This window comes from Providencia sp. PROV109, from assembly GCF_033681625.1.
GTDB lineage: Bacteria > Pseudomonadota > Gammaproteobacteria > Enterobacterales > Enterobacteriaceae > Providencia > Providencia hangzhouensis.
This window is the reverse complement of sequence record NZ_CP096320.1, coordinates 2,729,247-2,742,804: the sequence shown is the minus strand read 5'-3', so window position 1 is coordinate 2,742,804 and position 13,558 is coordinate 2,729,247. Positions and strand designations below refer to the sequence as shown.

At 39.8% G+C, this 13,558-nt stretch carries 11 protein-coding genes; 6 read left to right on the top strand and 5 right to left on the bottom strand.

Annotated features, from left to right (window positions below; genetic code table 11):
• Nucleotides 1-254: 254 nt before the first annotated feature.
• On the top strand, nucleotides 255-851 hold the full coding sequence (gene umoD / locus M1F25_RS12730) for a UmoD family flagellar biogenesis regulator (protein ID WP_004253302.1): 597 nt from the start codon (nucleotides 255-257) through the stop codon (nucleotides 849-851).
• Nucleotides 852-920: 69 nt separating this feature from the next.
• Here the strand turns inward: umoD and mfd are convergent, their stop codons facing one another.
• Nucleotides 921-4,364 carry a transcription-repair coupling factor gene (mfd, locus tag M1F25_RS12725; RefSeq protein ID WP_181488066.1) on the bottom strand — a complete coding sequence of 1,148 codons (3,444 nt, stop codon included), beginning with the start codon at nucleotides 4,362-4,364 and terminating at the stop codon, nucleotides 921-923.
• Between the two features lie 276 nt (nucleotides 4,365-4,640).
• Between mfd and lolC the strand changes: the two genes are divergently transcribed.
• The 3 genes from lolC to lolE are packed head-to-tail and all read left to right on the top strand — an operon-like array spanning nucleotide 4,641 to nucleotide 7,784.
• On the top strand, nucleotides 4,641-5,843 hold the full coding sequence (gene lolC, locus M1F25_RS12720) for a lipoprotein-releasing ABC transporter permease subunit LolC (protein ID WP_004253308.1): 1,203 nt from the start codon (nucleotides 4,641-4,643) through the stop codon (nucleotides 5,841-5,843).
• On the top strand, nucleotides 5,836-6,537 hold the full coding sequence (lolD, locus tag M1F25_RS12715) for a lipoprotein-releasing ABC transporter ATP-binding protein LolD (protein ID WP_096863868.1): 702 nt from the start codon (nucleotides 5,836-5,838) through the stop codon (nucleotides 6,535-6,537). Before lolC ends, lolD begins: the two co-directional genes overlap by 8 nt.
• Nucleotides 6,537-7,784 carry a lipoprotein-releasing ABC transporter permease subunit LolE gene (gene lolE / locus M1F25_RS12710; RefSeq protein WP_096863869.1) on the top strand — a complete coding sequence of 416 codons (1,248 nt, stop codon included), beginning with the start codon at nucleotides 6,537-6,539 and terminating at the stop codon, nucleotides 7,782-7,784. The genes lolD and lolE overlap by 1 nt, the downstream gene beginning before the upstream one ends.
• A 78-nt stretch (nucleotides 7,785-7,862) precedes the next feature.
• On the opposite strand, the gene cyaB is transcribed toward lolE, so the two are convergent.
• On the bottom strand, nucleotides 7,863-8,408 hold the full coding sequence (cyaB, locus tag M1F25_RS12705) for a class IV adenylate cyclase (protein ID WP_181488064.1): 546 nt from the start codon (nucleotides 8,406-8,408) through the stop codon (nucleotides 7,863-7,865).
• 139 nt (nucleotides 8,409-8,547) lie between these two features.
• Complete coding sequence (locus tag M1F25_RS12700; RefSeq protein ID WP_094960443.1) at nucleotides 8,548-9,036, bottom strand: TIGR00645 family protein; 489 nt, start codon at nucleotides 9,034-9,036, stop codon at nucleotides 8,548-8,550.
• 420 nt (nucleotides 9,037-9,456) lie between these two features.
• Between M1F25_RS12700 and cobB the strand changes: the two genes are divergently transcribed.
• Complete coding sequence (cobB, locus tag M1F25_RS12695; protein ID WP_036958103.1) at nucleotides 9,457-10,290, top strand: Sir2 family NAD+-dependent deacetylase; 834 nt, start codon at nucleotides 9,457-9,459, stop codon at nucleotides 10,288-10,290.
• A gap of 51 nt (nucleotides 10,291-10,341) precedes the next feature.
• Here cobB and M1F25_RS12690 read toward each other — a convergent pair whose 3' ends face one another.
• Nucleotides 10,342-11,052 carry an SDR family oxidoreductase gene (locus M1F25_RS12690; protein WP_181488062.1) on the bottom strand — a complete coding sequence of 237 codons (711 nt, stop codon included), beginning with the start codon at nucleotides 11,050-11,052 and terminating at the stop codon, nucleotides 10,342-10,344.
• Between the two features lie 385 nt (nucleotides 11,053-11,437).
• Here M1F25_RS12690 and pepT point away from each other — a divergent pair, with 385 nt between their 5' ends.
• Nucleotides 11,438-12,673, top strand: coding sequence for a peptidase T (gene pepT / locus M1F25_RS12685; protein WP_004253330.1), 1,236 nt, complete (start codon nucleotides 11,438-11,440; stop codon nucleotides 12,671-12,673).
• Nucleotides 12,674-12,840: 167 nt separating this feature from the next.
• Here pepT and M1F25_RS12680 read toward each other — a convergent pair whose 3' ends face one another.
• Nucleotides 12,841-13,440 (bottom strand): LysE family translocator, encoded by a 600-nt coding sequence (locus M1F25_RS12680; protein ID WP_004253335.1) that lies wholly within the window; start codon nucleotides 13,438-13,440, stop codon nucleotides 12,841-12,843.
• Nucleotides 13,441-13,558 lie beyond the last annotated feature (118 nt).

Sequence of the window (13,558 nt, the reverse complement as noted above, 5' to 3'; positions counted from 1 at the left end):
ATAACGATAACCGCCAACTATAATGGGTTATTCTATTATCTTATTGATTTAAAACAGTAATATTTTTGATTGTAATCAATAGGTGAAGTTGCACTAATGGTAAAGTTTATTTTTTCTAAAACAGTTATAATAAACATATGTTTTAATGATAATTTAAGATAATTCTAAAAAACAACACTATTAGTAGGTAATTATCGAATTATTTTGAGTAGTGGTTACAATAGGCACGGCATATTTTAATAAGGGTTAACACGATGAAGCTAAAATTTAAGTTGTTATTAGCAACTGTAGTGATGCTCCTTATTGTATTGCTCGTGAATTCATTCAGCCAAGAGCCGGAAACTAAATTGGCTACGGTATTATCGGTTGAGCCGATCAAAGCGAATCGCCTTGTTGAGTACGAAAATTGTACAGTAACAGGGGTTTTAGGCACCTTTAATCAGCAATCCCTTTCTCGTTTTCACCCTGCGCAAAGCGAATGCAAAATGATTTTTATGATTGAAGCATTACAAGGGAAAAGCTTTCCATCTCTATTTGATATGCAAAATCAAACCTGTGTTAACACACAAAAAATGGAATTAGTGATTGTTGGATATGACGTTGTGTACCAAATTGGTAAAACAGTTGGAAAAGTCAGAACATCCTATGAACCGTCAATGTTTATTCCTTTAGATGATAAAGGGCGTTTGGTGCTCACTTCATCCAATTCAGTATGTGAAACCATGCGCAGTGATATAAAAGAATTATTACCCTTTTATTGTTTACAGCAAAATGAATTACCAATCACAAAAAACTCATCAGCAGTCTTAGAACTGCAACCGAATAAAAATACATTTGGCTTTATGGAATAATTTTTTCTATAAATATTATAGAGATAAAAGGCTACAAGAGTAGCCTTTTATCATTTTAGAGCATCAAACTTAGCTAACTTGATGTTCTTCAAACCCAATGAGTAATTGTTTAATAAACTCTAGTCGAGAAACTCTTTCTGTTAAATCATGGAAAAATTTTAGTCGAACAGGGCCATCTAACCGATAAGTTTGTGGCTGGTTTTGTAATAAGCTTATTAAGAAACTTGGGTCGACTTTATTTTTATCACCAAACTCAATAAAGCCACCTTTTTCATGAGCTTCAATACGTTTAATACCAAGAGCTTGAGCTTGTAATCGAATAGCTGCGTTCGCTAATAGGAATTTACCTGCGTCAGGTAAACTACCAAAGCGGTCGATCAGTTCTGTACGCAATTCGTCAAGCTCCTGACTGTTTTTTGCACTGGCTATTCGTTTATAGAAAGACAAGCGAATATTCACGTCGTGAATATAGTCGTCTGGCAACAGAACAGGCATACGCAACTCAACTTCTGTTTGTTGGCTAGTTAAATCTTCTAATGAAGGCTCACGCCCCTCTTTAAGCGCATCAACAGCACTTTCTAATAGCTCTATGTACAGGGTAAAACCAATCGTGGTCATTTGCCCACTTTGGTCTTCACCAAGTAATTCACCCGCACCACGAATTTCTAAATCGTGAGTTGCTAAAGCAAAACCAGCTCCTAAGTCTTCCAATGATGAAATGGCTTCAAGGCGTTTATGTGCATCGGTGGTCATAGCTTTGGGATGCGGGGTGAGTAAGTAAGCGTATGCTTGATGGTGAGAGCGACCAACCCGTCCACGTAGTTGATGGAGTTGAGCTAATCCGAAATGATCCGCGCGTTCAATGATAATGGTATTCGCTGTTGGTATATCAATACCAGTTTCAATAATTGTGGTGCATATCAATACATTAAAACGTTGATGATGGAAATCTGTCATTACGCGTTCTAACTCGCGCTCGCGCATTTGGCCATGCCCAACAACAAAACGTGCTTCAGGGACTAACTCTTCAAGGCGAGCCTTTGCCTTTTCAATATTTTCAACATCATTGTAAAGGTAATAAACTTGGCCGCCACGTAAGGTTTCCCGTAAAATTGCCTCACGGACAACTAAGTCATCATATTGGCGCACAAAGGTTTTTACAGCCAAACGGCGTGCTGGTGGTGTGGCGATAATAGATAAGTCACGCATACCACTCATGGCCATGTTAAGAGTACGAGGAATAGGTGTGGCGGTCAGCGTTAAGATATCAACGTCTGCACGCATAGCCTTTATTCGTTCTTTATGGCGGACACCAAAGCGGTGCTCTTCATCGACGACGAGCAAACCTAAATCTTTCCATACTAAGTCACTTTGTAGCAACTTATGGGTACCAATTAGAATATCAACTTTGCCTTCCGCGGTCTGGGTAATAATTTGTTGTTGCTCTTTCGCTGTTTTAAAGCGTGATAACATTTCTATGCGGACAGGCCAGTTAGCAAACCTATCTTTAAAATTATCATAGTGCTGTTGTGCAAGTAGTGTCGTGGGGACTAAAACGGCAACTTGTTTGTTATTATTAATCGCAAGGAATGCGGCTCGCATTGCCACTTCGGTTTTACCAAAGCCCACATCACCACACACGAGTCGGTCCATTGCTAATGGTTGGCACATATCACTGAGAACAGCATTGATGGCGACTTCTTGGTCAGGCGTCGTTTCGAATGGAAAGCCTTGACAAAATTCTTGGTATTGTTGTTTATCATGCTTGAATGCAAAGCCAGCCTTAGCGGCTCGTTGTGCATAAATATCAAGCAGTTCAGCAGCAACATCGCGTACTTTTTCTGCGGCTTTCTGGCGTGCACGACCCCAGCTATCACTACCTAATTTATGCAATGGGGCGTTTTCATCAGCGCCACCTGCATAACGGCTAATTAAATGGAGTGAAGAAACAGGAACATACAGTTTATCATCACCGGCATAGGTTAAAATTAAATATTCCGCTTTAATACCGCCCGCTTCTAAGGTAATTAAACCTTGGTAACGGCCTACACCATGCTCAATATGTACCACAGGTTGCCCAGGGCGTAATTCAGCTAAGTTGCGAATGAGGGTGTCAGTATTAATGGTGCGGCGGTTATCTGCCCGGCGACGAACAACACGCTCCCCAAGTAGGTCACTTTCGCAAATTAATGCCCTATGGATATCGGATTGAATAAAGCCGTGTTCAGCGGCACCAATGGTGATGGCAAATCTGCTGTCAGTAGGGCTAGTATAGCTTTGAATAATTTCAGGGCGAATTTTTAAACGGGCTAATAGCTCGGTAACGGTCTCACGTCGGCCTTCACTTTCCACAGAAAAGACGATGGTTCCATCAAATTGTTCAGTAAACTGACGTAATTTTTCAAGCGGCGTTTTACTTTGCCCTTGTGTGCTGATATCCGGTAATGGCAGGTAATCTAAATTGGTATTTGCCGCTTTTTTAGGTAGAGACTCGAGGGATAACTGAATACGAGGCCATTTTTTTAACGATTGATTAAGTTGTTCAACAGTTAACCATAGCTCAGAAGGGGGGAGTAATGGGCGCATTGGGTCAACACCACGGCTTTCATACCGCTGCTGAGTATCAACCTGAAAGCGTTCAGCCGCTTCTTGTAAGCTCTGAGAAACAATTAAACTTGATGGCGGTAAATATTCAAATAAAGATGGCAGTGGCTGAGCAAAGAATAAAGGCTGCCAATACTCGATACCCGTCGGTAAGGTATTTTTACTGACTTGTTGGTAAATATGCTCTGGATCACGGCGAACTTCAAAGCGCTCGCGCCATTGGCTACGGAAACGTTCAATAGCGTCTTTATCGGTCGGGAATTCATGAGCTGGGAGTAAATTGATTTGCTCTACTTCTTCGAGTGTTCTTTGTGAGTCAACGTCAAACGTTCGCAAGCTATCAATTTCATCATCGAAGAAATCAATACGAAACGGCAACGAGCTACCCATGGGAAATAAATCGAGTAAAGCGCCCCGTGTGGCATATTCACCATGCTCTAAGACTTGCTCTACATGGCGGTAGCCAGCGTTATCGAGCTCATTACGTAAGTTATCACGGGAAAGTTTGTCACCTTTTGCCATCACTAAGGCATGACTGGTTAAAAAGTCAGCAGGACAGACTTTTTGCATCAATGTATTGACGGGAAGAATTAATGCGCCTTTTTGCAAACTGGGCAAACGGTACAGTGTCGATAAACGATGAGAAATAATTTCCTGATGGGGGGAGAAATTGTCATATGGCAATGTTTCCCAATCAGAAAGAGTCTCTATAGGGTGTTGTGTAAACTGTTGAATTTCATCTCTTAAACGTAATGCATTTTGCATATCACGTGTCACGATGATCACAGGCCCTTGGTGACGTTGTATTATTTCTCCACATTCAAGTGCACCAGCCGCCCCGATAAGGCAACCTAAATGGCGAACATCGCCACTACGACTAGGGAGTTCATAACGAAATTTTGACAACATAGAAATCTTCGGTATCTCACAGCGATTAGTAAGCAGTTAAACAAGAGTTAGCCCAAACATAGCCAATTTTTGTACGAAAAATAGTTAAGTTAATCAACAAATAGTTAAACTACAAAATTTATAACAAAACAATCAGTTTTAACTCGTAATTCGTCTGAAAGTCAGACAAAAAGGCACTTAAAGCAGAAAAAAAACCATCGGGTGGTTCCATTCATCAATCGTACCCTTTATTATCGCTGAACACTTCGCTTTGGCAACAGGGGCATCATAGATTTCATGCACCAATCTGTCTCATTATTTATAGGCCTACGCTATTTACGTGGGCGTGCTGCGGATAAATTTGGGCGTTTCGTATCCAGTTTATCTGCTATTGGTATCACACTAGGGGTTGCGGCATTGATAACCGTCACCTCAGTGATGAATGGGTTCGAGCGATCGTTACAAGATAGCATACTTGCTTATATGCCGCAGGCAATTTTAACCTCTGCCTCTGGAAATATAGACCCAGCAAAATATCCAATATCCGATCTACAACATTTAAAGGGTGTCAGCCAGATCGCACCTATTGTGCAATCTGATGTGGTATTACAAAGCCGAACCAATGTTGGCGTGGGCGTTATGGGGGGAATCGACCCCGAAGAATCTTCGCTGTTATTGGATAAACTGGTTGTCGGGCAACGCAATGACCTCAAAGAAGGCAGTTATAATGTTTTTCTCGGGAATAAACTTGCAGAAACACTCGGGGTAAAACGTGGTGATGAGGTTCGCTTAATTATTCCAGGCGTGAGTCAGTTAACACCGATGGGGCGCATTCCAAGTCAGCGCCTATTTACTGTGGCTGGTATTTTCCAAACAAATGGGGAAGCGGATACGAGTGAGCTGGTCGTGGCACAACAAGATGCCGCACGTATGCTTCGTTATCCCGCAGGCCACATTACTGGGTGGCGCTTATATTTAGATGAGCCTTTACAAGTTGACGTTCTAAGTCAGCAAGCGTTACCAGATGGCTTAGTATGGAAAGACTGGCGGGAGCGTAAAGGGGAGTTTTTCCAAGCCGTTCGCATGGAAAAAAATATGATGGGCTTATTGCTTAGCTTAATTATTGCAGTGGCGGCATTTAATATTATTACCTCGCTATCACTGTTAGTGATGGAAAAGCAAGGTGAAGTGGCTATTTTAAAAACCCTAGGTCTCAAACGTTGGCGTATTTTAATGATATTTATGATCCAAGGCGCTGGAGCGGGGGTGATTGGCTCACTCATTGGCACGATATTAGGCACGATACTTTCTAGTCAACTGAATGTCATTATGCCGCTGATCGGTTTATTACCCAAAGGCGTCTCTTTACCTATTGTGCTTGATTACTCTGGTATTTTAATTATTGCACTAAGTGCAATGCTGATTTCTCTGCTGGCAACGCTTTATCCTTCTTGGCGTGCAGCAGCGGTTCAACCTGCTGAGGCTTTACGTTATGAATAAACAACCACTTCTGGTCTGTGAAAAATTAAGCAAAACATATCAAGAAGGGACATTGTCGACGCAAGTGTTGAAAAATGTCAGTTTTTCCATGGGGCGTGGAGAAATGATGGCCATCGTGGGAAGTTCTGGTTCAGGTAAAAGTACCTTATTGCATTTATTGGGTGGCCTAGATACCCCTTCAGAAGGGAATGTTATCTTTCGTGGACAGCATATAAATCAATTAACCTCAGATGAGCGTGCTGCTATTCGTAATAAAGATCTCGGTTTTATTTATCAATTTCATCACCTTTTACCGGATTTTACTGCCCTTGAAAATGTGGCAATGCCTTTATTAATTGGGGGGATTGCGAAAGAAACTGCGTTTTCTAAAGCAACTGAAATGTTAGAGGCAGTTGGGTTAGCACACCGAGCAGGGCATCGGCCTTCTGAATTATCAGGGGGAGAACGCCAGCGTGTTGCTATTGCAAGGGCGTTAGTGAATGAGCCAGCACTGGTTTTGGCAGATGAGCCGACAGGTAACCTTGATTTACGTAATGCAGATGCCATTTTTGAGTTGTTGGGTGAATTAAACCGAACACAGCGGACCGCATTTTTAGTCGTCACCCATGATATGACTCTGGCTCGGCGGTTATCCCGCCAATTGGAAATGCGAGATGGGCATTTGCAACAGGAAATTACCTTGGGGGCTCGGTAATGTCTAAATTGCCTCTTTCACTAGTCACGGCGCTGCGTTTCAGCCGTGGTCGACGCCGAACAGGGATGGTTTCATTAGTCTCGATAGTTTCAACGTTGGGGATTGTTCTTGGGGTCGCGGTGCTAATTATCGGTTTAAGCGCAATGAATGGCTTTGAACGCGAATTAAATAACCGTGTGTTATCTGTTGTTCCCCATGGGCAAATTTTTGCTGTTAAGCCACCGTATAAAGATTTGGAGTTTGCTGAGCAAGTTATCCGTAAAACGCCCGGTGTAGAAGGTGTTAGCCCTTACATCAATTTTACGGGGTTACTTGAACGTGGTGCAAATTTAAAAGCAATTCAAGTCATGGGGGTTTCACGAGAAACTCAGCCACAAGTCAGTGCGTTACCTCAGTTCATTCTCAATGATGCTTGGCAACATTTTGATGCAGGCAAACAATCAATTATTTTAGGCCAAGGTGTGGCGGATGCATTGAATGTGAAGGTTGGGGACTGGGTAACAATCATGATCCCAAATACCGATGCTAGCTTGAAAATTCAGCAGCCTAAGCGTATTCGTGTACAGGTGACAGGTATTTTTAAACTTAGTGGTTTGCTCGATCACCAGTTAGCGCTCGTTCCACTCGCAGATGCACAGGAATATCTCGACTATGGGGATGGTGTGACAGGGTTTGAAATCAAAGCAACAGACCCATTTATTGCCGATCAAGTCGTTTATGATGCAGGCTTGAAAACAATGCATCACGTCGTCGTAAAAAGTTGGATAGGCGATTATGGCTATATGTATAATGATATTCAAATGGTTAGAAGTATCATGTACTTAGCTATGATATTGGTGATTGGCGTTGCGTGTTTTAATATTGTTTCTACTCTTGTTATGGCGGTTAAAGATAAAAGCAGTGATATTGCTGTATTGCGTACCTTAGGGGCAAAAGATAGACAAATTCGTGCTATTTTCTTATGGTATGGTTTGTTGGGCGGCCTTGTTGGCTCATTGATTGGCGTTGTGCTTGGAGTCGTCATATCATTAAATCTAACACCCATGATTAAGGTGGTAGAGGCTATTGTTGGCCATCCAATTTTATCGGGTGATGTTTATTTTATTGACTTTTTACCTTCTGAATTGCATGTCATGGATGTGGTTTATGTTTTAATTACAACCATTGTATTGAGCTTACTAGCTAGTTGGTATCCTGCTCGTAGGGCAAGCAAATTAGACCCTGCACGTATTCTTAGCGGGCAATAGCTATTAGTAGGGTTATAGGGTTAGAGAGCCAATGGTTTTTAGGAGACGATTCTAAAAACTTATTGGCTCTTCCTATGATTACTGCGCAGCTAAAAACATCTGCTTATAACTACGAGTTTCCACCATTTCTTCTGTAAATCCATATTGCTTGGCGGTCGCCATCAATTTTTGATATAGAGCTTCAAGTAAATCCTGCTCATCTGTCATAATGGCAAATTCAACAAACCAGCCGATCCCACTAAGGTGGTCAATTGTAATGTGGATGTCATTCAGGAAATAAATGCTTCTTATTTTAGTTGTGGTTAAGTAGCAATGATATCCCAGTGTCGTTAACATGTTTTGTACATGGCGGCAGTCATCAATATTAATGGCTTTGCATTCAGAAGCTCCAGGCCCTTTAACTATCCATAATTTTATGCCTGATGGCACCATTTCACGTACACACATACTGACGCTATTGTCAGCTAGTGGTAGATGCGGGTTTTCATAGAAACAATCTGTTTCTGTATTATTTTCCGTAAAGGGTTCAGCTAAGTCGGCCTTTATTTTATGCAGAAAAGTGTCGGGGTCCGGTAAATGAAATTTAATTTCAGCTTCATATTTACCGACAAAATGTTGGCTCATGTAAAGTTCCTTGGTACTAACCTTCAGGATAATGATGGTAACACAAAGCGAAAATAGACGAGGGAGATAAAGATGAGGTTAGCGAATAGGTAAGTGCCTAGGTATTTAAATTAGGCACTTTTAGCATAAATTCTGCTGGTTATTTTTTTGTCATTTTATCTAGATAGCCCATAACGAATGCAGATAATACAAAGGTTAAATGGATAACGACATACCACATCAACTTGTCATTTGAGACACTTTTCAAGTCCATGAATATTTTTAATAGGTGAATGGAGGAAATAGCAACAATGGAAGCCGCGACTTTATTTTTTAACGATGAAGCGTCCATTTTACCTAGCCAGCCTAGTTTTTCACTGCTGTCAGGGATATCCATTTGGGAGACAAAGTTCTCATAACCTGAAAACATCACCATCACCAATAACCCACCGACTAATGCCATATCAATCAATGATAATAGCGTCAAAATTAAGTCAGCTTCAGGAATTGAAAGGATATTTGGCAAAATATGGTATAGCTCTTGAAAGAACTTAATGGTTAAAGCCAATAGTGTCAGTGAAAGCCCAAAATAGATAGGCGCTAAAATCCAACGTGAAGCATACATCGCTCTTTCAAAAAACTTTTCCATGAAACCCCTTTTAGTGGTGAATTAGCAACACAGTAAAATCTGCGAGGCGTATTTTAACTGCACGGAGAGTGAACGAGAAAGGTTTTTTTATTGTTTTACAGTTACGAACGTTTTATGGCGAATTTATGAAATATTAGTGTCATTTTGATGAATAAAAAGTGACAAAATCGATACCTTCGATATTTTTATTTGCATTCAGCAAGATGATGCGTTTTAGTATGTTAACATTTAGATAATGTCATCAGTGCTGGTAAGGAAACAGTTAGTATGCCAATAAAGTATATACTTGGAGCTTGATTATTTTAAAATTTTCAAACAATCAGCGTTTATAAGTTTGTGTCGTAATGACATGATAAAAAACAATTAATATTTAACATGATATAAGTTTATTGGTTATATGGATGAAAGGAAGCTTTGATGTTGCGATTTCGTTATAGGTTGAAAAAAGCTCGTAAGAATAAATGTATACGCCGCCAGCGACTTCGTAACCGGTCTTTTTATATAGATAATAGATTGGGTAATATGAAAAATGTCAATATTGTCGTTTTAACAGGAGCGGGTATTTCAGCCGAATCTGGGATCCAAACATTCCGTTCTGCGGATGGTTTATGGGAAGAGCATCGCGTTGAAGATGTGGCAACTCCTGAAGGTTTCGAACGTAACCCTAAATTAGTACAACGTTTTTATAATGAGCGACGTCGGCAGTTACAGCAAGAAAATATTAAACCTAATGCTGCTCACTATGCACTTGCACAGCTTGAAGAAATTTTTGGTGACCGCTTTTTGTTAATTACACAAAATATAGACAATTTACATGAAAGAGCGGGAAGCCAGCGGGTTATCCATATGCATGGTGAACTATTAAAAGTTCGCTGTAATTGGTCAAATCAAGTATTGGAGTGGAAAGGGGATTTATCGGTCGATGACCGCTGTCATTGTTGCCAATTCCCTCAGCCACTGAGGCCCCATATTGTTTGGTTTGGTGAAATGCCAATTGGAATGGATTATATTTATCAATCCCTTGAATCTGCGACCATTTTTATCTCTATTGGAACCTCTGGCCATGTGTACCCTGCTGCAGGCTTTGTTCATGAAGCTAAATTACATGGGGCACATACGGTCGAACTTAATTTAGAGCCTAGCCAAGTGGAAAGTGAGTTCGATGAAAAACACTATGGTTTAGCCAGCAAAGTCGTTGTTGAATATATCAATAAGCTTATTACTGAGCTACAGGTTAAAAATACCGCGCAATAAGCTTTCAATACATAACATTATAAGGGGAAACGTATTGTTTCCTCTTATAGGTTAGACGTTTGTATCCATCATGGCTGGCATCGTAATTTCTTTGACGCAGGTAGCATTGCTCGTATTGGCGATAAAGCGTATGGCATTGACAACGTCTTGTAATGGGATTAGTTGCCCATGACTTTTTTCAATGACTTCGTCAACAGGGGTAGTGAGTGGATAGTCAGTGGCTAAATAACCTAAATTTATAACCGATATCGCTATTTTATCTTCCCGTAATGTTTCTCTTAACGATTGAGCTATTCCCCTGATAGCATATTTGGTAGCAGAAAAGGTGACTTCCTTGCCATTATGATTATCTAAACCCCATGTGGAACCAATCAATATAATCTTGCTATTTTTCGCTAAACGCAAATTGGGTAACAGTGCTTTTAAGTTTAATAAACAGGCGCTGATATTAGTCTGAACCATATTCAGCAGCTCTATGTCATCAGTCGATTCAAATTGGTACTCTTCACTAAAAGCAAGTTTCTCCCATATACCCACATTATAAATTAAGGTATGAATAGGTTGACTCTGAATAACAGATTTAATGGCATTCGCGCTATGAATGTCATTTAAATCAGCAGGGATCCACGTAAAATTAGTTTGCTCAAAAGGGGGTTTTGAGCGAGAAACACCATAAATATGGTCTGTATTTTCAGGGAATCCTTCGACTAATGCCTTACCTAATCCTTTGCTAACACCATAAATTAAACATGTTTTTGACATGAATTTTCCTATAAACGAGTAAAATTTTGTTTTGTTTATTATTAGCTAGTAAATAAAATAATAAGGCTTCATATATAGCATACTATTTCAATTAAATGATTGATGATTAGTGTAGTGGGTGAATGATATTTAACCAAATGGTGTGTTTTTAGGTAACAAATAAATAATAATCGAATAATTAATACAATTTGATTATTACCCTTATTTATTATAGGTATTGATTGCTGCCGTAATAGCCAACCTGTAAAAAATAGGCTAAAAAATAAATTTCATTAAAGATTTATCATAAAAAATAGTGAGCATTAACAGGAAAGCTGATTTGAGACAATAATTGAATCTGTGATCTTTCCCATAATATAGGCATTGATATTTTAGGGGGAAGGGTATGGACAAACTCTTAGAGCGGTTTTTTGAATATACCGCTTTCGATACACAATCAAAGCTAAACGCAAAAACAGTACCCAGCAGTGCAGGACAGTTAAAGTTCGCTCGTGCATTAGTTAATGAACTGAATGAGTTAGGTTTTGAAAAAATAACGCTAAGCGATCAAGGTTGCGTGATGGCTTATTTACCGTCAAACGTTGATTGGGATGTTCCTACTATTGGTTTTATTTCACATTTAGACACAGCGCCTGATTTTTCAGGTAAAAATGTGAGTCCACAAGTCCTCGAAAATTATCGAGGAGGGGATATTGCGTTAGGTATTGGTGATGAAGTGCTATCCCCTGTGATGTTTCCGGTACTCCATGAAATGATTGGTAAAACGCTGATCATGACAGATGGTAAAACTTTACTGGGTGCCGATGATAAAGCGGGTATTGCAGAAATAATCACAGCTCTCGTACGTTTAAAGGAAAAGAATATTCCTCATGGTAAAATCTGTCTTGCATTTACCCCTGATGAAGAGATAGGACGCGGGGCTCGCCATATCGATTTTAAACAATTTGATGCATTGTGGGCCTATACCGTCGATGGTGGTGGAGTTGGTGAATTAGAGTATGAAAATTTTAATGCGGCCAATGTTTCCATTAAAATTGTTGGCAATAACACTCATCCCGGTACAGCCAAAGGGGTGATGGTTAATGCATTAGGGTTAGCGAATCGAATTCATTCGATGTTACCTCCTGATGAAACACCTGAAAATACAGAAGGGTATGAAGGGTTTTATCATTTAACATCGTTAAAAGGTACAGTAGAAAAGGCCGAGTTGAATTATATTATTCGTGATTTTGACTTAGCAGGCTTTGAAGCTAGGAAGAAAAATATAATTCGAATTGCTGAAAAAGTTGGCGAAGGGCTGCACCCAAGCTGTTATATCGAACTGACACTTGATGATACCTATTATAACATGCATAAAGAGGTCATGAAGTACCCACATGTTATTGAATTAGCGAAACAAGCAATGCTTGATTGTGGCATTGAACCAGTTATTCAACCTGTCCGTGGTGGTACCGACGGTGCACAGCTTTCACATCGCGGTTTACCATGTCCAAATATTTTCACAGGTGGTTATAATTTCCATAGTAAACATGAATTTATAACACAAGAAGGTATGGAGCAGGCTGTTAGTGTGATTATGCGTATTGCGGAGCTAACGGCCATTCACGCACGGCAATCGTGATATTTTATGAGAAGTAAGAGAGGTTGTTGACAAAGTGGGATAAAAGCGTGGTTTTTCCCACTTTGTGTTATCAGCCGAAAATCAATAAATTGATTTTCCTAATTTATTTTCAAAACCTATTCGACTTGTCGCCAAACATAATATGTTTGTCAGCACTCTTACTGTTGTTATTGAAATAATACAGAAATACCACTAAGTGCCAGTAAAACTCCCATGACTAAATTAAACCGCTTTAATGTCTTAGGTTGTTTTAGCCTTTCTCTTAATTTACTACCAAACATAGCCCAGATAGCAACACATGGCCAATTGATGGCTGCAAATATGACAGCGACTTGCAACATTGATAAATAAGGTGAAATTGTATTGGTATACATCGCCATTCCAGAGACTGCCATCATCCAGGCTTTAGGATTTATCCATTGAAATAACGCCGCTTCTAAGAAAGTTAGTGGTTTAATTTCTTGGTTATTTGTCTGTGCAATTGAATGGCTAATAGTGGTTTTCCATGCAAGCCAGAACAAATAAATAATTCCAAAATATTTTAATATCGAATAAACCATAGGGGATGATTGAATCAATGCGCCCACCCCTAGCCCTACTGCCACTAACATAATAAGAAAGCCAATTGATACTCCAAATGAATGAGGTAATGTTTTTCTAAATCCAAAATTAATACCTGAAGCAAGTAACATAATATTATTTGGGCCTGGGGTTATGGATGTCACAAAGGAAAACAATGATAAAGCCAAAAGAGTTTCTATGTTCATGTTGTTATCATCTTTAAAAGGGACAATTAACGCTGTGCGTGACTGGCGACGGTGAAGTCAAAACAGTTTAAAATTGAATCAAATAATGTGCTTTATCTTTGCGTGCTTACGGGCAAGA

Bases quoted from the DNA above. Each gene is read 5' to 3' on its own strand.
- umoD (WP_004253302.1), top strand. From the start codon at position 255: ATGAAGCTAAAATTTAAGTTGTTATTAGCAACTGTAGTGATGCTCCTT.
- mfd (WP_181488066.1), bottom strand. From the start codon at position 4,364: ATGTTGTCAAAATTTCGTTATGAACTCCCTAGTCGTAGTGGCGATGTT.
- lolC (WP_004253308.1), top strand. From the start codon at position 4,641: ATGCACCAATCTGTCTCATTATTTATAGGCCTACGCTATTTACGTGGG.
- lolD (WP_096863868.1), top strand. From the start codon at position 5,836: ATGAATAAACAACCACTTCTGGTCTGTGAAAAATTAAGCAAAACATAT.
- lolE (WP_096863869.1), top strand. From the start codon at position 6,537: ATGTCTAAATTGCCTCTTTCACTAGTCACGGCGCTGCGTTTCAGCCGT.
- cyaB (WP_181488064.1), bottom strand. From the start codon at position 8,408: ATGAGCCAACATTTTGTCGGTAAATATGAAGCTGAAATTAAATTTCAT.
- M1F25_RS12700 (WP_094960443.1), bottom strand. From the start codon at position 9,036: ATGGAAAAGTTTTTTGAAAGAGCGATGTATGCTTCACGTTGGATTTTA.
- M1F25_RS12690 (WP_181488062.1), bottom strand. From the start codon at position 11,052: ATGTCAAAAACATGTTTAATTTATGGTGTTAGCAAAGGATTAGGTAAG.
- pepT (WP_004253330.1), top strand. From the start codon at position 11,438: ATGGACAAACTCTTAGAGCGGTTTTTTGAATATACCGCTTTCGATACA.
- M1F25_RS12680 (WP_004253335.1), bottom strand. From the start codon at position 13,440: ATGAACATAGAAACTCTTTTGGCTTTATCATTGTTTTCCTTTGTGACA.